The sequence below is a fragment of the Streptomyces yatensis genome (assembly GCF_018069625.1).
Classification (GTDB): domain Bacteria; phylum Actinomycetota; class Actinomycetes; order Streptomycetales; family Streptomycetaceae; genus Streptomyces; species Streptomyces yatensis.
The window spans coordinates 2,926,796-2,950,929 of the sequence record NZ_CP072941.1 but is presented as its reverse complement, the minus strand read 5'-3'; the positions used below and the strand labels follow the sequence as shown (position 1 = coordinate 2,950,929).

Annotated in this window: 24 protein-coding genes; 6 read left to right on the top strand and 18 right to left on the bottom strand. The window is 70.7% G+C overall.

The window, feature by feature from the left end:
* Positions 1–161 precede the first annotated feature (161 nt).
* Positions 162–323 (bottom strand): hypothetical protein, encoded by a 162-nt coding sequence (locus J8403_RS11885; RefSeq protein WP_211123167.1) that lies wholly within the window; start codon positions 321–323, stop codon positions 162–164.
* A 201-nt stretch (positions 324–524) separates the two neighbouring features.
* Positions 525–2,804: an MMPL family transporter gene (locus tag J8403_RS11880; protein WP_211123166.1), complete on the bottom strand. Its 2,280-nt coding sequence runs from the start codon at positions 2,802–2,804 to the stop codon at positions 525–527.
* A gap of 396 nt (positions 2,805–3,200) precedes the next feature.
* Between J8403_RS11880 and J8403_RS11875 the strand changes: the two genes are divergently transcribed.
* Positions 3,201–4,421, top strand: coding sequence for a S8 family peptidase (locus tag J8403_RS11875; protein ID WP_211123165.1), 1,221 nt, complete (start codon positions 3,201–3,203; stop codon positions 4,419–4,421).
* 145 nt (positions 4,422–4,566) lie between these two features.
* Here the strand turns inward: J8403_RS11875 and J8403_RS11870 are convergent, their stop codons facing one another.
* The 4 genes from J8403_RS11870 to J8403_RS11855 all read right to left on the bottom strand — a co-directional run bounded on the left by J8403_RS11870 (position 4,567) and on the right by J8403_RS11855 (position 8,008).
* Positions 4,567–5,154 carry a Uma2 family endonuclease gene (locus J8403_RS11870; protein ID WP_211123164.1) on the bottom strand — a complete coding sequence of 196 codons (588 nt, stop codon included), beginning with the start codon at positions 5,152–5,154 and terminating at the stop codon, positions 4,567–4,569.
* A 152-nt stretch (positions 5,155–5,306) separates the two neighbouring features.
* Positions 5,307–6,860 carry a phosphodiester glycosidase family protein gene (locus J8403_RS11865; protein ID WP_211123163.1) on the bottom strand — a complete coding sequence of 518 codons (1,554 nt, stop codon included), beginning with the start codon at positions 6,858–6,860 and terminating at the stop codon, positions 5,307–5,309.
* Positions 6,861–6,974: 114 nt separating this feature from the next.
* Positions 6,975–7,166 carry a DUF397 domain-containing protein gene (locus tag J8403_RS11860; RefSeq protein WP_343245364.1) on the bottom strand — a complete coding sequence of 64 codons (192 nt, stop codon included), beginning with the start codon at positions 7,164–7,166 and terminating at the stop codon, positions 6,975–6,977.
* Between the two features lie 23 nt (positions 7,167–7,189).
* Entirely contained in the window at positions 7,190–8,008 is an 819-nt protein-coding gene (locus J8403_RS11855; RefSeq protein WP_343245288.1) for a helix-turn-helix domain-containing protein, read from the bottom strand.
* Positions 8,009–8,216: 208 nt separating this feature from the next.
* On the opposite strand from J8403_RS11855, the gene J8403_RS11850 reads away from it, so the two are divergent.
* On the top strand, positions 8,217–8,543 hold the full coding sequence (locus tag J8403_RS11850) for a hypothetical protein (RefSeq protein ID WP_211123160.1): 327 nt from the start codon (positions 8,217–8,219) through the stop codon (positions 8,541–8,543).
* A 37-nt stretch (positions 8,544–8,580) separates the two neighbouring features.
* On the opposite strand, the gene J8403_RS11845 is transcribed toward J8403_RS11850, so the two are convergent.
* The 12 genes from J8403_RS11845 to J8403_RS11790 all read right to left on the bottom strand — a co-directional run bounded on the left by J8403_RS11845 (position 8,581) and on the right by J8403_RS11790 (position 19,138).
* A complete protein-coding gene (locus J8403_RS11845; protein ID WP_211123159.1) occupies positions 8,581–9,333 on the bottom strand; it encodes a sirohydrochlorin chelatase in 753 nt (250 codons plus the stop codon).
* Between the two features lie 67 nt (positions 9,334–9,400).
* Positions 9,401–10,381, bottom strand: a complete 981-nt coding sequence (locus J8403_RS11840; RefSeq protein ID WP_246585811.1) for an ABC transporter permease — start codon at positions 10,379–10,381, stop codon at positions 9,401–9,403.
* Positions 10,368–11,192, bottom strand: a complete 825-nt coding sequence (locus J8403_RS11835; protein WP_211123158.1) for an ABC transporter ATP-binding protein — start codon at positions 11,190–11,192, stop codon at positions 10,368–10,370. The genes J8403_RS11840 and J8403_RS11835 overlap by 14 nt, the downstream gene beginning before the upstream one ends.
* 67 nt (positions 11,193–11,259) lie before the next feature.
* On the bottom strand, positions 11,260–12,321 hold the full coding sequence (locus tag J8403_RS11830) for an ABC transporter substrate-binding protein (RefSeq protein WP_246586324.1): 1,062 nt from the start codon (positions 12,319–12,321) through the stop codon (positions 11,260–11,262).
* 297 nt (positions 12,322–12,618) lie between these two features.
* Positions 12,619–13,986, bottom strand: a complete 1,368-nt coding sequence (locus J8403_RS11820) for a sulfate adenylyltransferase subunit 1 (protein WP_211123157.1) — start codon at positions 13,984–13,986, stop codon at positions 12,619–12,621.
* Positions 13,987–13,988: 2 nt separating this feature from the next.
* Entirely contained in the window at positions 13,989–14,927 is a 939-nt protein-coding gene (gene cysD, locus J8403_RS11815; RefSeq protein ID WP_211123156.1) for a sulfate adenylyltransferase subunit CysD, read from the bottom strand.
* A 130-nt stretch (positions 14,928–15,057) separates the two neighbouring features.
* Positions 15,058–15,630, bottom strand: coding sequence for an adenylyl-sulfate kinase (cysC, locus tag J8403_RS11810; RefSeq protein WP_107119151.1), 573 nt, complete (start codon positions 15,628–15,630; stop codon positions 15,058–15,060).
* Positions 15,630–16,328 (bottom strand): phosphoadenylyl-sulfate reductase, encoded by a 699-nt coding sequence (locus J8403_RS11805; protein ID WP_211123155.1) that lies wholly within the window; start codon positions 16,326–16,328, stop codon positions 15,630–15,632. The genes cysC and J8403_RS11805 overlap by 1 nt, the downstream gene beginning before the upstream one ends.
* Positions 16,325–16,510, bottom strand: coding sequence for a hypothetical protein (locus J8403_RS11800; protein WP_014055605.1), 186 nt, complete (start codon positions 16,508–16,510; stop codon positions 16,325–16,327). Before J8403_RS11800 ends, J8403_RS11805 begins: the two co-directional genes overlap by 4 nt.
* Positions 16,507–18,201 carry a nitrite/sulfite reductase gene (locus J8403_RS11795; RefSeq protein ID WP_211123154.1) on the bottom strand — a complete coding sequence of 565 codons (1,695 nt, stop codon included), beginning with the start codon at positions 18,199–18,201 and terminating at the stop codon, positions 16,507–16,509. Before J8403_RS11795 ends, J8403_RS11800 begins: the two co-directional genes overlap by 4 nt.
* A 227-nt stretch (positions 18,202–18,428) precedes the next feature.
* Positions 18,429–18,512, bottom strand: coding sequence for a putative leader peptide (locus J8403_RS44565; RefSeq protein WP_309471194.1), 84 nt, complete (start codon positions 18,510–18,512; stop codon positions 18,429–18,431).
* A 92-nt stretch (positions 18,513–18,604) separates the two neighbouring features.
* Positions 18,605–19,138 carry a GNAT family N-acetyltransferase gene (locus J8403_RS11790; protein ID WP_211123153.1) on the bottom strand — a complete coding sequence of 178 codons (534 nt, stop codon included), beginning with the start codon at positions 19,136–19,138 and terminating at the stop codon, positions 18,605–18,607.
* Between the two features lie 73 nt (positions 19,139–19,211).
* Between J8403_RS11790 and J8403_RS11785 the strand changes: the two genes are divergently transcribed.
* From J8403_RS11785 to rsgA, 4 genes are all read left to right on the top strand, one after another.
* Positions 19,212–20,423 (top strand): helix-turn-helix domain-containing protein, encoded by a 1,212-nt coding sequence (locus J8403_RS11785; protein ID WP_211123152.1) that lies wholly within the window; start codon positions 19,212–19,214, stop codon positions 20,421–20,423.
* 195 nt (positions 20,424–20,618) lie between these two features.
* Entirely contained in the window at positions 20,619–21,173 is a 555-nt protein-coding gene (locus J8403_RS11780; protein ID WP_246585810.1) for a hypothetical protein, read from the top strand.
* A gap of 207 nt (positions 21,174–21,380) precedes the next feature.
* Entirely contained in the window at positions 21,381–22,736 is a 1,356-nt protein-coding gene (locus J8403_RS11775; protein ID WP_246585809.1) for a YihY/virulence factor BrkB family protein, read from the top strand.
* Positions 22,737–23,019: 283 nt separating this feature from the next.
* Positions 23,020–24,129 carry a ribosome small subunit-dependent GTPase A gene (rsgA, locus tag J8403_RS11770; protein WP_211123149.1) on the top strand — a complete coding sequence of 370 codons (1,110 nt, stop codon included), beginning with the start codon at positions 23,020–23,022 and terminating at the stop codon, positions 24,127–24,129.
* Positions 24,130–24,134: the final 5 nt, after the last annotated feature.

The following is a 24,134-nucleotide window of genomic DNA, read 5'->3' as shown; positions in this document are numbered from 1 at the left end:
GAATCGGCTCACGGCGAGGAGTCGGCTCACGGCGAGGGATCAGCTCACACGGAGGGATCAGCTCACCGCGAGCTCACCGCGAGCTCACCGCGAGCTCACCGCGAGGAATCGGCTCACCGCGTGAGACGATCGGACACCGGCGAGTCAGCGGAGCGGGGCGCTCACAGACTCATGGAGACACCGGGCGCGTCCGGGCCGGCCAGGGCACCGGGGCCGCGCCGCGGGCGGCGGGTGAGCGAAGGCGAGAAGCGCGCACACGCCACCCGGGCACAGCCACGGGTGTTGACGCGGGTGAACACGCCGATGCCGGGACTGCCGCCCATCGGTGTGCTCCTTCCGTGCGCGCGTACGCGAAACGACGCGTATGCGGATCTCCGCCGTATCCCCGCACCGTAGGGACCGGGCAGGACGACGCGCAACGCCTTTTCCGTCCCCGACCCCTCACGACGCCGAACCGGCCACACGGTCCGAAGACCATGTGGCCGGTTGCGCGGTTGCGCGGTTGCGCGAGCGCCGTGGAGCCGTCAGACCCTGGCGTGCCGGGGCCGGTCGTCCGCGTCCGGCCTCGCGGGCGCACCCACCACGGCGGTGGGCCGCTCGGCCGGGGCGGGCTCGTCGTGGGCGAGGTCCGGGAGCCACCGCAGCCACTTCGGCAGGTACCAGTTGCGCTCGCCGAGCAGCAGCATCACGGCCGGGAGGAGCACTCCCCGGATGACGGTGGCGTCGATGAGGACCGCGGCCGCGAGGCCCACGCCCATCTGCTTCATGGACTGCATCGACAGCGTTCCGAAGATGGAGAAGACCGCGACCATGATGACGGCGGCGCTGGTGACCACGCCCGCCGTGGTCACCACACCGTGCACCACCGCGTCCTTGGTGTTCCGCCCGGCCAGGCGCGCCTCGCGGATCCGGGAGACCACGAAGACGTGGTAGTCCATGCTCAGCCCGAACAGGATCACGAAGAGGAACAGCGGCAGCCACGACACGATCGCGCCCACGCCCTCCGCGCCGACCAGCCCCGCGCCCCAGCCGTGCTGGAAGACCGCGGTGAGGATGCCGTACGCGGCGCCCACCGACAGCAGGTTGAGCACGATGGAGGTGACGGCGATGGTGAGCGACCGGAAGGACATCAGCATCAGCAGGAAGGCGAAGACCACCACGAAGGCGAAGACCGGGGGGACGGCCGAGCCGAGCTTGTCGTTGAAGTCCTTGGAGGAGGCGGTCGATCCGCCGATGGGGGCGTCCACCCCGTCCACCGTGCCGAGTGTCGCCGGGCGCACCTCGTCCCGCAGCACGTTCAGGCTCTTCTCGGCCTTGGCCTCGTCCGAGCCGCCGATCAGCGGGACCTCCACCACGGCCACGTTCTGCTTGTGGTGGACGGTCACGTCGACCGGACCCTTGGAGGCGCCCTTCGCCACGGCCTCGGTACGGAACCGGGCGAGGGCGTCGCGCACCGGCGCCGCGTCGATGTCGTCCGCCTTCACCACGACCTTGGCCGGGTCGGACCCGCCCGGGAACGCCTCGTCGATGTGGTTGTACGCGGTCACGACCGGCAGCCGGTCCCCGAACTCCTGGTCCATGGTGAGGTTCGCGGTGTTCATCCCCACGGCGGGGACGGCCAGCGCGATCAGCGCGCCACTGGCGAGGGCCAGCGACAGCTTGGGGCGGCGCAGCACCGGGCCGAGGACGCTGCGCCAGACCCGGCTCTCGCCGCCGCCGCGCCGCTTGGCGCGGGCCAGGAACGGCACCCGGCCCTTCTCCACCCGCTCACCGAGCAGCGAGAGCAGCGCGGGCAGCACCGTCACCGAGCCGACCATCGCCACCGCCACCACCATCAAGGTGGCGAGCCCCATCGCCTTGAACTCCGCGATCCCGGTGAAGAGCATGCCCGCCATCGCCACGATCACCGTGACACCCGAGACCAGGACGGCCCGGCCGGAGGTGGCCGCCGCGATCCGAAGGGCGGTCTGCGCGTCCCGTCCGGCGGCGCGCTCCTCACGCTCCCGGCGCAGGTAGAACAGGCAGTAGTCGACGCCGACGGCCAGCCCCACCAGCAGCATCACGGAGTTGGCGGTGTCGCTCATATGCACCCAGTGGCTGACCACCGCCACCAGACCGGTGGTGGCCAGGAACGCCGTCATCGCGAGCACGACCGGCAGCAGCGCGGCCACCAGCGCACCGAAGACGATCAGCAGAATGCCCAGGGCCACCGGCAGCGCGGAGAACTCGGCCTGGGTGAAGTCGTCGCCGAACGCGTCGTCGAACGCCTTCTGGCCGCTGGCGTCGCCGAACTCCTCGATCCGCAGGTCCTGGTGGCCGTCCTGGGCCTTGCCCACCGCGTCCAGGACCGGCTGGATGTGCTCCGACGCCTTCTCCGGGTCGCCGCGCATCTCGAACTGCACCAGCGCGGAGCGCCGGTCGGCGGAGATGGTCTTGGTCTCGTACGGGGAGCGGAGGGCGGTCACCTGGCCGGTGTCGCGTACGCCCGCGATCACCGCGTCGACCGCCTTCTGGAAGGCCGGGTCGTTCGCGGTGAGTCCGCCGCCCTTCGCCTGGATCAGTACGGTTTCCCCGGCCGCGGCGTCAATGCCCGCCTCGTCGAGAATCGTCGAGACGCGCCCGGACTCGCCGGGAACCTGCTCGCTGTCCGACACATCCACCCGGCCCGTCATCGAGCCGACGGCCAGGGCGAGGATGACCAGCAGCACCCAGCCCCCGACCGCCGCCCACCGGTGACGGGCGCTCCAACTGCCCGCGCGGGCGGCTATCCCGCGCGGCCTCTCCAAGCGGCCTGTGTCCGCCACGACATCCCCTTATGCCCTGGTGGCGGAACGTCCCCGCCACTCATGGATGACGCTAGGCCGCGGCGGCGGGCCGACCCATCCTGCTGACCGGTGAACCCTCCGGTGGTTCCCTCCATCCGAGGAAGGGGGGACAGCCCTACCCTCCCTGATGCGAGCCCCTTACACGCAAAGGGCGTTGACCTCGAGGTCGGGGAGCGGTCGAAGCGCGGAACGTTGCCTATGTCACACATCGTCGGGGATATCGGCGGGGATCTTGAATTGACCCGTACTCATCAGTCAGGGTCGTGTGAGAACCGGAGTGGCCCCAACACACTCCGGTCCTGCCGCACTTGAGGGATCGGACGCGATCCGGGGTGCGGATTACCCCCCACAACCGCACGAGGAGGAACCCTCGTCATGGCAGTTCACAAGCAGCGCAACGCGCGTCGACTCGGCCTCGCCGTAGCCGCCGCCACCGCCGTCACCGCCGGTGTCTTCGTGGCCGTTCCGGCCGGGGCCACCACCGCGAAGCCCGCCGAGGGCACCGTCTTCGGCACCCAGTCGAAGAGCGCCGTCGACGGCAGCTACATCGTCATGCTCAAGGGCGGCAAGACCGTCAAGGCCGCCGCCGAGGGCAAGGACCTCGCCCAGGAGTACGGCGGCAAGCTGAGCCGCTCCTACGACTCCGCCATCAACGGCTTCTCGGCCAGCGGGCTGAGCGACACCGAGGCCAAGCGGCTGGCCGCCGACCCGTCGGTCGCCAAGGTGGTCCAGAACCACCGCTACACGATCAAGGGCACCCAGGAGAACCCGCCGTCGTGGGGCCTGGACCGGATCGACCAGGAGGACACCGAGGGCGACAAGGCGTACAACTACCCGGACAGCGCGGGTGAGGGCGTCACCGCCTACGTCATCGACACCGGTGTCCGCACCAGCCACAAGGACTTCGAGGGCCGGGCCACGTCCGGCTTCGACGCCGTCGACAACGACGACAGCGCCGACGACGGCAACGGCCACGGCACCCACGTGGCCGGCACCATCGCCGGGGCCGAGCACGGCGTCGCCAAGAAGGCCAAGGTCGTCGCGGTGCGCGTGCTGGACGACCAGGGCTCGGGCACCACCGAGCAGGTCGTCGCGGGCATCGACTGGGTCACCGAGCACCACGAGGGCCCGTCCGTCGCCAACATGAGCCTGGGCGGCACCCCCGACGAGGCCCTCGACGCCGCCGTGCAGAAGGCCATCGACTCCGGTGTCACCTTCGCCGTCGCGGCGGGCAACGAGTCCTCCGACGCCAGCCAGAGCTCTCCCGCCCGGGTGAAGGACGCGATCACGGTCGCCTCCAGCACCGACCAGGACGAGCAGTCCGACTTCTCCAACTACGGTGACGTGGTCGACATCTACGCCCCCGGCTCGGACATCACCTCCGACTGGAACACCGACGACGGCGCGACCAACACCATCTCCGGTACGTCGATGGCCACCCCGCACGTCGTGGGCGCCGCCGCCGTCTACCTCAGCGGCCACCAGGACGCCAAGCCGGCCGACGTGGCGAAGGCGCTGACGGACGGCGCGACCGCCGACAAGATCTCCAACCCGGGCGACGGCACGCCGAACAAGCTGCTGAAGGTCGTCGAGTAAGCCCGAGCAAGCCTCACCGAGGCTCACGCAGGTGAAGTGATCACCCCAGGGGCGCAACCGGCCGGCCGGTTGCGCCCCTGGGCGTTGCTGGACGCAGTTCGGGTTCTGCCTTCTGACGAGGTGACCGAGGTGCCGGGACCCGGCGTCAGCCTTCCCACTCGCGGCGCACGGCGTCGAGATCCAGGTCGACGGTGAATTCTCCAGCGACGTCGACGGAAGCCCTGCCGGTAACCGTGGCCACCTCGCGGTAGGTGTCCCCGTCCAGGGCGTGCACCACCACGCACAGATCCGGTTCCATCTCGACTCGCCAATAGGCGGGCACCTTCGCCTGAGCGTAGAGGGCGGGCTTGAGGATGCGGTCGATGGACTGGCTGAACGGAGAGACGATCTCCCCGAGCAGCAGTATCGCCTCAAGCGGCGCGGCCAGCATGCCGCGCGAGACGGCGGTGCGATCGGCAACGACGATGTCAGGGATGTACAGCCTGGAATCATCCGTCACCATCACCGCCCCCACGGTCAGAAACCTCGCGCCGGACTGCGTTGAGGCGGCGTCGATCTGGCCGCGTAGTGCGGAAGACACGATTTGGTGGGCCAAGCCAGGCGCGGGAGATATGGAGAGGACACCCTCCACGAGCTCATAACGAGCCCGTGCTGGGTGTGCCGGAAGCGCAAGGACGTCCTCGACCGTCCAGGGGCCTACGTGATCGTCGATTCGCGTCTCGGCGACGCTCATGGCTGTGACTCCCGGTGTTTCCTGGCTCAGCGTGCCACCTGAAGGGACGTCTCCCGAGAGTTTCAGCCTGAACCGTGGACTCGCGCCCGGAAGCCATGAACATCACCCACAGGAGTGAGCCGAACACCAACGGCGGTGGCCGAGGCGTCACATTACGGCAGTACCTGGACCGTGTCGCCCACCGCGCGTTCGCCCGTCGCGTCGGAGGTGATGTTGGCGAGCTTGCCGTTGACCGCCATGGCGGTGGAGCCGCCGCCGTCCAGGTTGAGGGCCTGGACGGCGCCCTGGGAGCGCATGAAGCGGGCGGCCTCCTCCAGGGTGAAGCCCTCGCTCACCCCCGGCTGCCGGCCGTCCACCGTGGCCAGGATCAGCCGCCCCTTCTTGTCGAGCCCGGCCATCGTGCGGGGCTGCCGCACGTTCGACCAGGCGTAGCCGAAGGAGAGGTTCTTCGGGTCGAGGGTGCCCTCGGTGGCGGCGTCGACGGCGATACGGCCGTCCTTCACCAGGGTGGGGGCGGCGCTGACGATGCTGTCGTCGGAGTCGAGCCGGACCCGGCGGCCGGAGGTGTCCCGGACGACCTCCTCCAGCGCGATCCGCTCACCCCGCCGGGCGTGGGCCGTCAGCCAGTCGGACGCGGCGCCGATGCCCTGGAGCACCGAGCCCCCGGCCGGGACCGTGCCGCCGCGCGGGCCGGTGGAGACCACCCGGCCGTCGGCGTCGAGTACGACCTGGGTGCCGGGCCCGGTGGGCAGCTCGGCGCGGAACCTGGGGGTGAACTTCACCAGGACGTCGGCCTCGGAGCAGGTCAGATCCTGCCGGGGCAGCTCGGTCGGAGTGGCCCCGGGGCGGCCGCAGTTGCGCACCTTGCCGGGCACCCGGTTGATGCCCTGCACCGCATACGTGGACGACCCCGCCCGCGCGGTGACCGTGCTGGTCAGGTCGGCGATACGGGCGTGCCGGCCGCCGTCCGCGAGGATCAGCGCGGCCCGCGAACCGGCGGCCATCGACTCCAACTCGCCGTCGTACGCGGAGATTCCGGCCATCGTGCCCTGGACGCCGTCCGCGTCGGCGGTGACGAAGAAGCCACCGTTGACGGCGACCAGGGAGTGGCGCTTCGCGGCGACCGAAGAGGTCGTCTCGCGGTCCGCCACGCTGAGGTCATGGGTGGCCGCCACGGTGCCGGTGAACCGGGCCGGGTCGATCACCGCCACATGCACGCTCTCCCGGTCCGCGGGCCGCTGGCCGTCGTAGCCGGTCCACTCCGCCACCGCCGTGAACCCGGCCGCGGCGACCTTCTCGCGGGTGCCCTGCGCCTCGCCGGTGGTCGCGTACGAGCCCACCCGCACCCGCCATCCCATGGTGCCGTGCGGCGTATCGGCGTAGGCGGGCCACACCACCCGCTCGACCCGCGGCTCGAACCCCGCCTCGCGCAGCCGCCCCGCCGTGGCGTCCGCCCAGGACCGGTCGCCCAGCGGCGCGGAACCGGGCGCCTGCACGGTGACCGTCCAGACCGGCTTCGCGTCCGCGCTCCGGAGCACCCCGGCGCGCATCCGCACCCCCGGGGCCACCGTCTCCGTCGTCCAGGATCCGCCGTCCGGCGCCGCCAGCGCCGGGGGCTGGATGACCGCGACGACCACGGCGGCCCCCAGTGCGGCCCCCATCCGGATGCCGAGCCGACGGCGGGCGGTGCTCTCTTCGTTGCGCATGCCCGGAAGTCCAGCGCCGATCGGGGACGGCGCCGACACGGAGGTAGGGCGAGACGCGGAACGTACGGTGAACGGCGGGGGCGGTAGCCACGAGGACCGCACCGCCCTTCGTGGCTACCGCCCCAGGTGGTCCAGCGCTCCCGCCTTGGCGGCGCGTATGAAGGTTCTGAGTCGGCCCGGTGTGGTGGTGAGGGCGTCAGCGGGCGTGTCGCTCTCCCGAAGCATTATCTCTTCGTTAACTGCGGCGAGTTCGATGCAGTCGTCTGCCTCACCGTGCCCGGAGAACGAGGACTTCCGCCACCTCATCGGCTTTTCCATGGTTCCGCCCTTCACAGTTCCCGAGTGATGGTGTGCATGAATTGCCGAGACTTCTCTACTGAAAGTGAGAAGTCCAGAGCCTTGTCGAGAAGGGCGCGATAGCGTGCGAGCTGCGACTCCGCATCCAGCAAGGTCGGGCCGTGTGGCCCATCGATCTGTACGGTGTCGAGCCCCGGCACAGGGCCATGTGCGTACAAGACGGGGTTCCCGGCGCCTCCAAATCCCGCTATGTCGAAGGGGATCACTCGGATAGTGACGTTCGGCCGTTCGCCTTGCTCCAAGATGAAGCCGAGCTGTTCGCGTGCGACCTCCCGGTCGCCGACCAGTGTCCGCAGGGCGGCTTCATGAACGACTGCTTCATACGCGGGCGGCGATTCCCTGTCGAGGACCTCCCGCCGTCGCATACGGAACGCGACCAGCGCGTCCAATTGGCGTGTTGACGGCCGGGGAACCCCGTAGGCCATGAGAGCACGCGTGTAGTTCTCCACTTGGAGAAGCCCAGGGATGTAGACACCCTGGAAGGTGCGCAAACGGCGACATCGATGCTCCAGTTCGGCGAGATCCAGGGCCGCGTGAGCGAGGGTTCCCCGGTACTCCTCCCACCACCCCTTGTCGCGTTCCGTGGCCATGGCCGCCAACTCGTTGATCAGTGCGTCGTCGAGGCAGGCGTAATGCGTCGCCATTCCGCGCAGCCGTTCCTCGCTGACGCCCGTGCGTCCCGCCTCCACATGGCTCATCTGGGCCGAAGTCGTGCCGACCCGCTCGGCCGCTTGTCGGGCGGTCAAGCCCGCCGCTTCACGCATCTTGCGCAGTTCGATGCCCAACCGCACTTGGCGTGCCGTGGGTTGACTTCTCACCGCCATGCCCGGCGCCTCCGACTTCTCGACAATCCGACAGGCGTTCGTTCTGTAGCTCTGTCGGCCCCCAACGCCTGCCACAAAGTTGTGGCGGGCACAACTTTGTGGCGTACTTTACGTGATGCGCTCATCACGCAGCGGTGAGCGGCAGCCGAAGCCTACTGCGCCCGTGGAGGCCCAGATGGAGACACCGCACTCCCCAGAACTCTTCGACAAGGAACTCTGCGACCTCGTCCTCGCCGTCGCGCCCAGAATCTTCGCCGTTGTCCAGGAGTGCGAGGTGCGGCCTGGCCTGAAAGACGGGTGTGTCGCGGCGTGGGGAATCGCCTTCGGTGAGGGTCCCGTCCACGTGATCACGGCCGACGGTACCGGCCAGATGGTCCTCAACTCGCCGGAGCGCGCCCTTCGATGGTTCACGCGCGGCGCTGGTGAGGACGGCGTGACGGCAAGGCTGGTGTGGCTCAGCCGGTCCGGAGGCGCCACTTTCGACCATGCTGAAGCCGCTTGAGCGCCCTAGGGGCGGGCGGGCCGCTCCGCTCGGGTTGTCAGGCGCTGAGCAGCACCTCGCCCGCCCCGCGCGCCTCGTCGTAGCGGCGCAGCAGGAGGCGGGCCAGTTCCGGGGCGGGGCCCAGGACGGGGGCCAGGAGGTCGGCGCCCGCCGCCCGCGCGCCGTGGGCGATGCGGTCGGGGAGGCGGCCGGGGGCGATGACGTAGGGGGCCACGGCCACCCGGGCGACGCCCTCCGCGCGCAGGGCGCGGACGGCGTCCTCGGTGCGGGGAAGAGAGGCGGAGGCGAACGCGGGTCGCACGGCGCACCATCCGGTGTGCCGCCACTCCCGCGCGATTTCAGCGATCACCGCGATCGCCTCCGGGTCGGTGGAGCCCGCCGAGGCCAGGACGACCCCGGTCGAGGGGCGGTCGGTGGGGCGCAGCCCCGCCTCGTACAGGCGGCGTTCCAGGGCGTCCATGAGCAGCGGGGACGGGCCCAGGACCTCGGCCTGGCGGACGGACAGGCGGGGGTGGCGGGCCGTGGCCTCGCGCAGCACCGCCGGGATGTCGGTCTTCGCGTGGAAGGCGCGGGTCAGCAGCAGCGGGAGGGCAATCACCTCGGTGGCGTCCTCCGCGGCGAGCCGGGCCAGCACCTGCGGTACGCGTGGCGCGTTGAACTCCAGGAACGCCGCCTCCACCCGCAGCCCCGGCCGCAGCGACCGCACCCGCGCGCGCAGCGCGTCGACGGTCGCCGCATGGCGGGGGTCGCGGCTGCCGTGGGCGATGATCAGCAGGGTCGGGGCAGACATGGTGATGGCTTTCCGTGGCCTTCCGATCGGTGGGTTCGGTGGGTTCGGTGGGTTCGGTCGAGTTCGGTCAGCGCGCGCTCGCCAGCAGGCCGCGGCTGCGCAGCACCCGGCGCTCGATCGGGGCGAAGATCAGCAGCTCGATGGCGATGCCGACGACGAGGATCATGAGGATGCCGAGGAGCACCCCCGCCATATCGGAGTTGTTGCGCTGGTTCTCCAGGTACTGGCCGAGCCCCAGGCCCAGGTCCGGGGACTTGGCGATGATCTCGGCGGCCATCAGCGAGCGCCAGGAGAAGGCCCAGCCCTGCTTGAGCCCGGCGACATAGCCCGGCAGCGCGGCGGGCAGCAGGATGTGCCGGGCGCTGACCAGACCGCGGGCGCCGAGGGTGCGTCCGGCCCGCAGGAAGAGCGGGGGCACCTGGTCGATGCCGGCCACCAGCCCGTTGGCGATGGAGGGGACCGCGCCCAGCAGGATGACGGTGTACATCATCTGGTCGTTCAGGCCCAGCCAGATCACCGCGGGCGGCACCCAGGCGACCGAGGGCAGCGACTGCAGCCCGGACAGGATCGGGCCGAGAGCGGCGCGGATGAACTTCACCCGGGCGACGATCAGCCCCAGCGGGGTCGCGATCACCAGCGCGATGAGGAAGCCGAACAGACCGCGCGAGACGCTGGTCCAGACGATGTCGAAGAGCTCGCCCTGCAGCCACAGCTGGCGCAGTGAGTCCCAGACCAGACCCGGGTCGGGCAGCTTGTAGTCGTCGGTGACCTTCGCGACGACGAGCAGCTTCCACACGGCCAGGACGACGGCCACGGCCACGATGGGCGGCAGCACCTTCTGGACCAGCACCTCGACCGGTGAGACCCGCTTGATCTGCACCGTGTCCAGGGCGTCCAGACCGGCCTCCAGGCCCGCCAGGTCCTGGGCGTTCCCGCTAGTCGTCTTCGCCGTGGACTTCTCCACGGACTTCTCTATGGACTGCCCGCCGCCGCTGCCGCCCTCGGCTTCGTCGACCGCGGTGCCGCGGGTGGTCTTACTGCTGGCCATGGCGGCGGATCTCCCCACGCAGTTCTTCGGTGATCTCAACGGACAGGTCGGCGACGGCCGCGTCCTCGATGCGGCGCGGCTGCGGAATGTCCACCGTCCACTCGCGGACGACCCGCCCCGGGCGGGAGGACAGCAGCACCACGCGCTCGGCCAGCCGGACGGCCTCGCGGACGTTGTGGGTCACGAACAGCACCGAGACGCCGGTCTCGCTCCAGATCCGGGTCAGCTCCTCGTGCAGCACATCGCGGGTGATGGCGTCGAGCGCGGCGAACGGCTCGTCCATCAGCAGCACGCTGGAGTCCTGCGCCAGCGCCCGGGCCAGCGCCACGCGCTGCCGCATACCGCCGGACAGCTCGTGCACCCGCTTGCCGTAGGCACCGCCGAGCCGCACCAGCTCCAGCAGCCGCTCGGCCTGCGGCCTGCGCTCGGCGCGCGGCACCCCGCGCAGCCGCAGCGCCAGCTCGATGTTCTTCCCCGCGGTCAGCCACGGGAACAGGGCGTGCTCCTGGAACATCAGGGCCGGCCGGCCGCCGGGGACCTCGATGCCCCCCGCGGACGGCTTGTCCAGGTCGGCGATCAGATTGAGCAGGGTCGACTTGCCGCAGCCGGAAGCGCCCAGGATGCAGACGAACTCGCCGGGCCGCACCTGAAGGTTGATGTCCTCGAGGACGGGCTGGGCCGCTCCGGGACGGCCGAAGGACTTGTGGACGTGGGCGATCGATACGGATCCGGCGGTCTCGGCGGGGCCGGGTGAACCCGCCGCCGCGGCGTCCGCCCGGTCGTCCTTCTCGGTGGTCAGCGCCGGGGACATCCGGTCACCTCCTGATGGATGCGTACATGCGTACGTGCGTACCGTGGGTACGGGGACGGACGGGCGGCTACTTGGCGCCGAGACCCGCGTCGGAGACGGTCGGCTTGCCCTCGGCCTTGAGGACCTTGTTCAGCGGGGCCAGGTCGTAGATGCCCTTGAGATCGGGCTTCTCCAGCAGACCCGCCTGGACCGCGTGGTCCGCCTCGGTGTGCAGCGTCGAGGCCAGGGGGTCGTCGATGGCCTGGATGGACTTCCACGCGGGGTCGATCACCTCGGCGGGCAGCGGCTTGCCGGTCTCTTCCTTGAGCGCCGCGTTGGCCGCGTTCTTCGCCTGCTCGGGGTTGGCCTTGATGTACGCGTTGGTCTTCACCGAGCCGCGCAGCACGGCCTCGACGACCTTCGGGTGCTCCTTCAGGAACTCCTGCCGGACGATCACGTTCGTGATCACGAACTTCTTGTCCGGCCACAGCGAGGACTCGTCCAGCAGCACCTTGCCGCCGTCGGCGACCAGCTTGGACGCGGTCGGCTCGGGCACCCACGCGCCGTCGATGGCACCGGACTTGTACGCGTCGGGGGTGACCTTGTTGTCGCTGCGGACCACCGACACATCGCCCTTGCCGCTCTGGGGGTCGACCTTCCAGCCCTTGCTCGCGGCCCAGTTGAGGAAGGCCACGTCCTGGGTGTTGCCCAGCTGCGGGGTGGCGATCTTCTTGCCCTTGACGTCGTCGAGCGTCTTGATCTTCTTCGGGTTGACCACCAGCTTGACGCCGCCGGACACCGACCCGGAGATGATCCTGAGGTTGGAGCCGTGCGACTTCACATAGCCGTTGATGGCCGGCGACGGGCCGATCCAGCCGATGTCGATGGAGCCCGCGTTGAGCGCCTCGATCTCGGACGGACCGGCGTTGAACACGAACGGCGACACCTTCGTGCCGTGCAGCTCCTGCTGGATCTGGCCGCCCTTGCGCAGGCCGACCAGCGCGGTGGCGTGGGTGAGGTTGGCGAAGTAGCCGACCTTCACCTTGTCCAGGCCGTCGATCTTCTCACCGCCGGCCGCGGGAAGGGCCGAGGCGCCCTGGTCGTCGGTCTTCTTCTGCGAGCCGTAGCCGCAGGCGCCCAGCGCGCCCATCAGCAGGGGGAGGACGGCCGCCGCCGCCAGGATCCGGGTGTGGCGGCGGGGGCGGTTGGCTGGTCGCGCGGGGAGCAGGGGCTCGGCAGACGACACGGAGGTGTTCCTCTCGACGGGCCGGGGCGGCGTCAGAGGACGCCCGGCAGATCAGACGGTTTTCGGCGGCGGTGCTGGACAGGGGCGGACTGCGGCGTCAGCGCGCACATCGTCCGACCCCGCCCTGACCGCTGCCGAGCGCCCCGCTGCCTACGCGGCCGCCCTCCTTGGCGAACGTCGAGAACACCTCACCGGCCATCGTCAGAAGTCCCATCCCTCGTCGTCCCGCGCCGCGTCGGCACCGTCGGCCGACGCCGCGAAGGAGTCGCCCGCCATCCCGGCGGTGAGCGTGGTGCCGTCGGCCGGGTCGATCAGCAGGAAGGAACCGGTGCGCCGCGACTCCTCGTACGCGTCCAGCGCCAGCGGCTCGGACGTACGGAGCACGACCCGGCCGATGTCGTTGGCGGCCAGCTCACCCGGGGCCGGGTGGTGCGACAGATCGGCCAGCGTCAGCCGGGACGGAATGTCCTTGATGATCGCCTTCATGGTGCGGGTGGTGTGCTTGAGCAGCACCCGGTCGCCCACCCGCAGCGGACGGTCGTGCAGATGGCAGACGGTGGCCTCGACGTCCTGGGTGGTCTCCGGGGCGTGGTCGCTCGGCGCGATCAGATCCCCGCGCGAGATGTCCAGGTCGTCGGCGAGCGTGACGGTCACCGACTGCGGCGCCCACGCCACGTCCACCATCGCGCCGAGCGCGTCGATCCCGGTGATGGTGCTCGTCCGGCCGGACGGCAGCACGGTGACGGCATCGCCCACGCGCAGCACACCGGAGGCGATCTGGCCCGCGTAGCCGCGGTAGTCGGGGTGCTCGGCGGTCTGCGGACGGATCACGTACTGCACCGGGAAGCGCGCCGGGTCCTGGGACGGGTCGGTGCCCACCGGCACGGTCTCCAGGTGCTCCAGCACGGTCGGGCCGCCGTACCAGTCCATGTTCGCCGACGGGGTCACCACATTGTCCCCGGCGAGCGCCGAGATCGGGATGGCGGTGATCTCCGGGACGCCCAGCGAGGCCGCGTAGGTGGTGAATTCCTCGGCGATGGCCGCGAAGACCGGCTCCGCGTAGTCCACCAGGTCCATCTTGTTGACGGCGAGGACCACATGCGGGACCCGCAGCAGGGCGGCGACCGCGGCATGCCGCCGGGTCTGCTCCACCACGCCGTTGCGCGCGTCCACCAGGACGACCGCGAGCTCGGCGGTGGAGGCGCCGGTGACCATGTTGCGGGTGTACTGCACATGGCCGGGGGTGTCGGCGAGGATGAACCGCCGCTTGGGAGTGGCGAAGTAGCGGTAGGCGACATCGATGGTGATGCCCTGCTCCCGCTCCGCGCGCAGCCCGTCCGTCAGCAGCGCCAGGTCCGGCGTCTCCTGGCCACGGCTGCGCGAGGCGTGCTCCACGGCCTCCAGCTGATCGGCCAGCACCGACTTGGAGTCGTGCAGCAGCCGCCCGACCAGGGTGGACTTGCCGTCGTCCACCGAGCCCGCGGTGGCGAACCGCAGTTGCGAGGTGGCCGCGGACCGCTCCACGGCGGCCGCGGCGGCCTGCTCCTCGGACGTCAGATTGCTCGTCATCGTTAGAAGTACCCCTCGCGCTTGCGGTCCTCCATCGCGGCCTCCGACAACTTGTCGTCGGCGCGGGTCGCACCCCGCTCGGTCAGCCGGGAGGCGGCTATCTCATCGATGACCTGTTCAATGGTCACCGCGTCCGATTCGACGGCACCGGTGCAGGACATGTCGCCCACGGTGCGGTAGCGCACCATGCGCCGCTCCACGGACTCGTCGTCCTTCGGACCGCCCCACTCACCGGGCGCCAGCCACATGCCACCGCGCCGGAAGACCTCGCGCTCATGCGCGTAGTAGATCTGCGGCAGGTCGATCTTCTCGCGGGCGATGTACTGCCACACGTCCAGCTCGGTCCAGTTGGAGAGCGGGAAGACCCGGACATGCTCACCGGGGGAGTGGCGGCCGTTGTAGAGCTGCCACAGCTCCGGGCGCTGCCGCCGTGGGTCCCAGCCGCCGAACTCGTCCCGGAGGGAGAACACCCGCTCCTTGGCGCGGGCCTTCTCCTCGTCCCGGCGGCCACCGCCGAAGACCGCGTCGAAGCGGTTCTTGTCGATGGCGTCCAGCAGTGGGACGGTCTGCAGCGGATTGCGGGTGCCGTCCGGGCGCTCGCGCAGCCGGCCGTCGTCGATGAACTCCTGCACCGAGGCCACATGCAGCCGCAGGCCGTGCCGGGCCACCGTGTTGTCCCGGTACTCGATGACCTCGGGGAAGTTGTGCCCGGTGTCCACGTGGAGCAGCGAGAACGGCACCGCCGCCGGGGCGAACGCCTTGAGCGCGAGATGGAGCATGACGATGGAGTCCTTGCCACCGGAGAACAGGATCACCGGCCGCTCGAACTCACCCGCCACCTCACGGAAGATGTGCACCGCCTCGGACTCCAACGCGTCCAAGTGCGCGAGCGCGTACAGGCCCGCGCCCTCTTCCGCGTTGATCGCCGTCACGGTCGTCATGCCGCGCCCCTTTCGTTCGCTCGGCTGCGGTAGTAGCTTCCCGTCATATCGGCGGATTCCTCGCCGTGGGCCCGGCCCCCGGGTGCGGGGAGCGCCGTGGCCCGCGATGCGATGGCCGCGCGTGCGTGGCTCACAGCAGTCCCCGTTCACTCAACAGCAACCGCACCTCGGCCGCCGACTCCTGCACGCTGTTCCTGTGGGTTTCGATGCGCAGATCCGGGTCGGCAGGGGCCTCGTAGGGGTCGTCCACACCGGTCAGCCCCGAAATCTCCCCCGCGGCCTGCTTCGCGTACAGCCCCTTCACATCCCGCTCCGAGCACACCTCGACGGACGTGGCGACATGCACCTCCAGATACGGGGTGCCCTCGCGCTGGTGGCGCTTGCGGACCGCCTCGCGGCTGTCCACGTACGGCGCGATGACCGGCACCAGCACCGTGACGCCGTGGGAGGCGAGCATCTCGGCGACGAAGCCGATGCGCTGGACGTTGGTGTGCCGGTCCTCGCGGGAGAAACCGAGCCCCGAGGAGAGGAACTCGCGGATCTCGTCACCGTCGAGCACCTCCACCCGGCGGCCCTCGCCGCGCAGCCGCTCGGCCAGCGCATAGGCGATCGTGGTCTTTCCCGCGCTCGGCAGACCGGTCAGCCACACCGTGGCACCGGTGGTCGTGGGGGCGCTCATCTCGTTCTCCTGGTCGACAGCCATCAGCCGTGCAGCCCGCATTCGGTTTTGTTGCTCCCCGCCCAGCGGCCGGACCGAATGTCCTCGCCCTCCAGAACCCGGCGGGTGCAGGGCGCGCAGCCTACCGACGGATAGCCGTCCATCAGCAGGGGGTTGGTCAGCACACCGTGCTCGGCGATATAGGCGTCGACATCCGCTTGGGTCCAGCGGGCGATCGGGGAGATCTTCACCTTACGGCGACGCGCGTCCCAGCCAACGACCGGGGTATTGGCGCGCGTTGGCGACTCGTCCCGACGCAATCCCGTGGCCCAGGCGTCATACTCCCGCAACCCCTCCTCAAGGGGCTGGACCTTGCGCAGGGCGCAGCACAGGTCGGGGTCGCGGTCATGCAGCCGGGCGCCGTACTCGGCGTCCTGCTCGGCCACCGTCTGACGGGGTGTCAGGGTGATGACGTTGACATCCATCACCGCGGCCACCGCGTCACGGGTGCCGATGGTCTCGGGGAAGTGGTAGCCGGTGTCGAGGAAGACCACATCGACACCGGGGAAGGCGCGGGAGGCGAGATGTGCCACCACCGCGTCCTCCATCGAGGAGGTGACGCAGAACCGCGATCCGAAGGTGTCCGCCGCCCAGCGCAGGATCTCCAGCGCTGGGGCGTCCTCGAGGTCGTGGCCCGCCTTCTCGGCGAGCCCCTCGAGGTCGGTGTGCGCAAGCCGGGTCATATCGCCGTGTCCCCTTCATCGATCGGGTCGCGCCGCAGGCCCTTGGCCAGCAGCCCGAGGAACGACAGGCGGAACGCTCGATTGCAGGACGCGCATTCCCACGCGCCATGGCCCTCCTCGGACGGACGCAGGTCCTCGTCCCCGCAATAAGGGCAGTAGAACGGGGCGGCGCGCTCGCTCATTTGAGAGACTCCTCACTGGCCCGTGCCGCCCAGGTGGCGAAGCGCTCGCCGTCCTCGCGCTCCTCCTCGAAGCGGCGCAGCAGCCGCTCCACATAGTCGGGGAGCTCGGTGGCGGTGACCTTCAGCCCGCGCACCTTGCGGCCGAAGCCCGGCTCCAGGCCCAGGGCGCCGCCCAGGTGCACCTGGTAGCCCTCGACCTGCTCGCCGTTGTCGTCCATGACCAACTGGCCCTTGAGACCGATGTCCGCCACCTGGATACGGGCGCAGGCGTTCGGGCAGCCGTTGAGGTTGATGGTGATCGGCTCGTCGAACTCGGGCAGCCGGCGCTCCAGCTCGTCGATGAGCGAGGAGCCGCGCCCCTTGGTCTCGACGATCGCCAGCTTGCAGAACTCGATCCCGGTGCAGGCCATCGTCCCGCGCCGGAACGGGGACGGCTTGACCTGGAGGTCCAGCGCCTCCAGCCCCGAGACCAGCGACTCCACCTGGTCCTCGGTCACATCGAGCACGATCATCTTCTGCTCGACGGTGGTGGTCAGCCGCCCGGAGCCATGTGCCTCGGCCAGGTCGGCGATCTTGGTGAGGGTCGCCCCGTCCACCCGGCCGACGCGCGGCGCGAAGCCCACGTAGTAGCGGCCGTCCCGCTGGCGGTGGACGCCGATGTGGTCGCGCCACCGCTGGACGGGCTCCTCGGGAGCCGGGCCGTCGGACAGCGGGCGCCCCAGGTACTCGTCCTCCAGCACCTGGCGGAACTTCTCGGGGCCCCAGTCGGCGACCAGGAACTTCAGCCGGGCGCGGGTGCGCAGCCGGCGGTAGCCGTAGTCACGGAAGATCGAGACGACCCCGGCCCAGACCTCCGGGACGTCCTCCAGCGGCACCCAGGCGCCGAGCCGGACACCGATCTTGGGGTTGGTGGAGAGACCGCCGCCGACCCACAGGTCGAACCCGGGGCCGTGCTCGGGGTGGCGCACCCCGACGAACGCGACGTCGTTGATCTCATGCACCACGTCGAGCACCGGGGACCCGGAGATCGCGGTCTTGAACTTGCGCGGCAGGTTGGAGAACTCCTTGCTGCCGATGTAGCGGCGGTGGATCTCGTCGATGGCCGAGGTGCCGTCGATGATCTCGTCCTCGGCGATCCCGGCCACCGGAGAGCCGATGATCACGCGCGGGGTGTCGCCGCACGCCTCGGTGGTCGACAGCCCGACGGCCTCCAGGCGCTTCCAGATCTCGGGCACGTCCTCGATCCGGATCCAGTGGTACTGGACGTTCTGCCGGTCGGTGATGTCCGCGGTGCCGCGCGCGAACTCCTCCGAGATCTCGCCGACGACCCGCAGCTGCTCCGTGGTCAGCCGACCGCCGTCGATCCGGACGCGCATCATGAAGTGCTCGTCGTCCAGCTCCTCCGGCTCCAGGATCGCCGTCTTGCCGCCGTCGATCCCGGGCTTGCGCTGGGTGTACAGACCCCACCAGCGCATCCGGCCGCGCAGATCGGCGCCGTCGATGGAGTCGAATCCCCGATGGGCGTAGATCGTCTCAATGCGTGTCCGCACATTGAGACCGTCGTCGTCCTTCTTGGTCTGCTCATTGCCGTTGAGGGGGGTGAAGTGCCCCGCGGCCCACTGGCCTTCGCCGCGGTGGCGTCCGGCCTTGCGGCGGGGCGTTGCGCTTGCGCGTTCCGGGGTGGCAGCCATGGCGGTGTGTGTCCTTCTGAGCGACTTTGGTGCGGCGGGTGGTACGTCGGCGCGCACCGTCTGACCTGCGAGTGCGCAGGCGGGCAGGGAGTACGGCGGTGGCCGGTGCGAATGCGGCGGGGAGGTGTCGAGGCGTGCGCGCTCGCCCACGTCGTCGGGGGCGGCGAGGGGGTGCGGGGAGATGCTGTGGTGCTGCCCGGGGCTTCAGAGCCCTGTCGAGGTGCGGGTCAGCCCGCCGGACAGATGGCGCTGGACATGCGGCCGAGGTCGACGTGGCGTCGACTCACCAAGGCAATTCCAGCTCGAGACATGAGGGAAGCGTCGCATGGTGGTCTCTGGCGAGTCCACCTTTATCCACCATGCGGACGAATATGTCTCGTATCGCAAGACGCTGTGGTGTTGGTCACTCCTCGTCCGCGGTCTTGACGTCGAAGACCCGAAAGCCCCGGCGGCGGTAGTTGTCCAGCGCGTACGGTCCGTCCTTGCTGCAGGTGTGCACCCACACCCGCTTGGTCGGCACGCGGTCCGGCCGGCGCTCGGCCATGTCCCAGGCGCGGGAGGTCCCCCAGGTCAGCAGGTGCCCGCCGATGCGGCGGCCGCGGAAGGCGGGCAGCAGACCGAAGTACACGATCTCCACCACGCCCTCGTCCTGGCCCTCCAGCTCGATGTACCCGGCCGGGGTCCCGCGCTCGTACGCCACCCACGTCTCCACACCGGGCCGGTGCAGCTGCTCCTCCCATGCCTCGCGCGACCACACCAACCGGTCGGTCCACGCCACATCCGAGCCCACCGCCGTGTAGAGGAAGTGGCTGAACTCGGGGCTCGGCACCTCGGCCCGGACGATCCGCACCCCCGCCGCGGCGGGCGGCTCCTGCGCCGGGCTGAGATCCGAGGGAGCGGTCTGCTCCAGGTGCCATGTGGTCACGGGGCTGCTCATGGTGGACAGATAACCATGGACGCCGTTGACTCGCCTTGACGGGTATCGCTCAAGAGGGGGAGGGCGGGACGGGGTGTCCGGGACCGGGGATGTGGAGGAGTTCGCCGAGCTGTTGCGCGAGCTCAAGAGCAGGACGAACCGCAGCTACGCGGCGCTGGCGACCCGCAGCGGGGTGAGCGGCTCGGCGCTGCACCGCTACTGCTCCGGGACCAGCGTGCCCGGCGACTACGAGGTGATCGCGCGCTTCGGCAAGGTGTGCGGGGCCGGCAGCGAGGAACTGCTGGAACTCCACCGGCGCTGGGTCCTGGCCGACGCCGAGCGCAAACGGTACGTCTCCCGCGCCCCGGCCGCCGTGTCCGCGTCCGCCGCTCGCACGGGGCCCGCCGCGGCCGCCGTTCCGGCCGTCTCAGGGGACGAGACGGGGGCGGGGCCGGATGGCGAGACGGGGGCGGAGGCGGAGGCGGATACCGAGTCGGAGCCGGAAGTGGAGCCGGAGCCCCCGGCATCTGCCTCGGACCCGGCCCCGGCACCCGCGGCTGCCCCTCCGCCGTGGCGCCGTCGGCCACTGATCGCCGTGCTCGCCCTGGCCGTGGTCACCGCCGGAGTGGCGGTCGCGCTGTCAGTGGGAAAGGCGCTGACGTCCCCGGACGGCTCGGACGGGGCCTCCGACGGCCGGCTGCTGCTGTCCTCCCGCTGCCCGGTCGTGGTGAGCATGGGGGAGTCGGACGCGTGTGTGCATGAGCTCCAGTCACTGCTCGCCCGCGCGGGCGGCGAGCTCGACATCGACGGGGCCTTCGGACCGGCCACCCAGATGCGCGTCGTGGTCTTCCAGCTCCGCAGCGGGCTGCCGGCGAACGGATCGGTGGACGAGCGCACCAAGCGGGCGCTCTACGAGAACGAGGGGAGGCCGCTCGCCACCTGGACGCCGGAGCGGGTCACCCGGCGCATCCGCGAGGTCTTCACCGAGGACCCCGAACACGCGGTCGGCATCGCGGACTGCGCCTCGTACCTCGATCCCCTCTACACCCTGCCCAACGCCAACGCCACCCGGAACTGGGGCGTCTTCCAGCTCTACGACGGCACGCTGCGCAAGCTGGGCGGCACCCGGGAGCAGGCGCTGGACCCGGACTGGAACATCCGGGCGGCCCATCGGCTGTGGGCGCTCACCCATGACTTCAGCGCCTGGAAAGCCTGCGACCGGGCCTATCGCGCCGGATCGAAGGGGCACAAGGGGGCCGGCGAGACCAAGGGGAGCTCAGGCGGCAAGAAGGCCAAGGGGAGCTGATCGGCCGCCGGACGCACCGCCCCGGCATCCCATCGGCCATCCCAGCGCCCGCCGTCTCCGCAGGTCGAGGACGGTTTCCGATCCCGCTGTCCCGATTTCCCCGGTCGGTCGCCCGCCCGACCCGGAGGGCTGGGATCGTGCTGCCGCCGTCCCGGACGGCCCACGGATCCGCAGATGAAGGAGACGAAGACGACCATGGCTGTGACCAGCACCCGGATCAGACTCGGCGCCCTGCTCGGCGGCGCGGTCCTCGCCACCACCGGCGTCCTCACCGCCCAGAGCGCGGTGGCCGCTCCCAGCGCCCCCGCGGCCGCCGACGCCCCCTCCGCCGCCGCGGTGACCAAGCTCAGCCACTCCGACGCGGCGAACCGGCTGCGCGGCGCCGGGATCTCCTGGACCTCCAGCGGGGGTTGCTCGGACCGCAACAACCCCACCTGCACCTCGTTCGAGCAGATCAACCTGACCACCGTGCAGGGTGCCATCACCCTGAAGGGGGCCACCGGCTGCGCGCTGACCATCACCGGCGGCACGGAGACCGGGCACGCCTCCGGCACGTACAGCCACTGGAACGGCTACAAGCTGGACTTCAGCCCCACCAGCTGCCTCAGCAACTACATCACCGGCACCTTCACCAACATCGGCCCCCGCCCCGGTGACGGCGCCCAGCAGTACAAGTCCGGCTCGGGCAACATCTACGCGCGCGAGAGCAACCACTGGGACGTGACCTACTACAACTGCGGAGGCTGCTGACCCGCGGCCGCCACGCTCCCACCGGCCGTCCGGACGGCTGCAACGCGGCGCAACCTTTGCGCATGGCTGTATCCGGCACGGACAGTGGGCCCGGCGGGCGGAGGGTGGTGCCGAGTCGGCGCGGCATCCCCTCCGCCGACGCCTTTGCGGGCGGTTCGGCCTGGTCACCGGATGAGCGGGGGTGAACAGGCCCGATACGGTGAGAAGGTGCAGCCAGCAGAAGAAACACCGAAGCCGTCCGGCCGGCTCCGCAAGGCCCGCGCCCTGTACCGCAATGTGTCCAAGCGCAGGATGGCCTGGCTGCTGCTGAAGGACACCGTCGATTCCTGCATGGAGTACCGGGTCACCGGGCTCGCCGCCGAGGCGGCCTTCTTCACCCTGCTGTCGCTCCCGCCCCTGCTGCTCGCCCTGATCGGGCTGCTCGGCTACTTCGACGCCTGGACCAGCACCGACACGGTGGCCACCATCCGGCAGAACATCCTCGACGCCTCCGCGACCGTGCTCTCCGACCGGGGCGTCAAGGAGATCGCCCGGCCGCTGCTGGACGATGTGATCAAGGGCGGCCGTCCCGATGTGATCTCCCTCGGCTTCGCCATCGCCCTGTGGTCCGGCTCCCGCGCGGTGAACGTGTTCGTGGACACCATCACGATCATGTACGGGCTGGAGGGGAAGCGCGGGATCGTCAGGACCCGTCTGCTGTCCTTCCTGCTCTATCTGGTGGCGCTCGTGATCGGGGCGGTGGCGCTTCCGCTGATGGTGATCGGGCCGGAGGCGGTGGTGGACCTGCTGCCGTCCAGCGGGGATCTCGTACCGGTCCTGTACTGGCCGGTGGTGATCGTCCTGTCCATCGCCTTCCTCACCACGCTCTACCACGTGTCCGTGCCGGTGCGCTCACCGTGGCCGGAGGACATCCCGGGGGCGCTGGTGGCCCTCGCGATATGGGTTCTGGGCAGCTTTCTGCTGCGGATCTACCTGGTGCATACGGTCGAGGGCCCGACGATCTACGGCTCGCTGGCCGCACCCGTCGCGGTGCTGCTGTGGATCGGGGTGTCCGCCTTCGCGGTGCTGGTCGGGGCGGCGGTCAACGCCGCGATCGACCGGGTCTGGCCCTCGGTGGCCACGGCCGCCGGGCGTGCCGAGCGCGCCGCCCGCGCCCGGGAGGAGGCGGCCCGGATGCGGGCGAAGGACCAGCGCACGGCGGACGACGGCGCGGCGGAGATCACCCCGCCGTCGGAGTTCCCCGAGCGCTGGGCCCAGTTCCTGCCGCACGCGGACATACGCTCCCGGCTGCACACCAAGCGCGAGGCGGCGGAGAAGGCCGCCGGGAAGCCCACGGGGAAGTCCTCGGAGAAGCCCGCGGGGAAGTCCTCGGAGGCGTCGGCCAGTGGCAAGCCCGCCGGTCAGCCCCCGGAGCCCGCGGGGAAGGCGGCCGGGGAGCCCCGGACGCCCCGGCAGGGGCCGAGGCGTCCGGACGTACGCTCCGCGGCGGACGGCGCGGGCGGCACCACGGACGGCACCGCGACCGAGGACACCGCGGCGGACGACGACCACCCGGTGCGCTGACGCGCCCACCCGCCGGAAACGCGCCCATTCCCGCCGGCAGAAAATGGCCGCCGGAAAATGGCTGGCGCCCTCGCGCGGGACCGGGCTACGGTTCTCCCGTTCCGTGCTGGGCCGTGTTGGCCCGTGTTGGCCCGTGTTGCTACGAGTTGAGGAAAGCAGGAGGTGAGGACATTGATGACGGTCACGGTGGCGAGCGCCGCTCGCGTTCAGGAGTTCCTCGTTTCCACCCCTGCGGCCTCCGGCTGACACCTCTTCGGAGGCCGCCCTTCGAAGGGTTTCCTCCGTGTTCAACACTTCCTCCGGCTCCGCGTCTTCGCACGCCCTCACCGCCTATGGCTGGGACGACGGCTGGGCGGACGCGTTCGCCCCGTACGCCGCGCAGGACCTGATGCCCGGGCGGGTGCTCCGCGTCGACCGTGGCCAATGCGATCTCGTCACGCCCCACGGCACCGTACGGGCGGACACCGAGCTGGTGACGCCGCGCGATCCGATGCGGATCGTGTGCACCGGCGACTGGGCCGCCGTGGACGCCGAGGGCGATCCGCGGTACGTCCGCACGCTGCTGCCACGCCGTACCGCCCTCGTACGGTCCACCTCGTCGAAGCGCTCGGACGGCCAGGTGCTGGCGGCCAACGCCGACTACGCCGTCATCGCCATCTCCCTCGCCGCCGAGCTCGACCTCGGCCGGGTGGAGCGGTTCACCGCACTGGCCTGGGAGAGCGGCGCCCAGCCGCTGCTCGTCCTCACCAAGGCCGATCTGGTGCCCGATCCGGACACCCTGGGCCATCTGGTGTCCGACACCGAGATGGCGGCGCCCGGGGTGCGGGTGCTGCCGGTCAGCTCCGCCACGGGGGAGGGGCTGGAAGAGCTCTGCGCCCTGCTCGCCCCCGGCACCTCGGTGCTGCTCGGCCAGTCCGGCGCGGGCAAGTCCACGCTGGCGAACGCGCTGGTGGGCGAGGCCGTCCAGGACGTCCGCGCGATCCGCGACAGCGACGGCAAGGGGCGGCACACCACGACCACCCGTGATCTGCTGCCCCTGCCCTCGGGCGGGGTGCTGATCGACACCCCGGGGCTGCGCGGGGTGGGGATGTGGGACGCCGAGGGCGGTGTCGCCCAGGCGTTCGCCGAGATCGAGGAGCTCGCCGCGCGGTGCCGCTTCCCCGACTGCGCCCACCAGGTCGAGCCGGGGTGCGCGGTGCTCGCCGCGATCGACGACGGCTCGCTTCCGGAGCGGCGGCTGGAGAGCTACCGCAAACTGCTGCGGGAGAACGAGCGGCTCGCGGCCCGTACGGACGCGCGGCTGCGAGCCGAGAAGCGGCGCGACTGGAAGCAGCGGCAGGCGCTCGGCCGCCACATGATGGAGCGCAAGCGCGGACCGATGCGCAAGCCGTAGCGGTC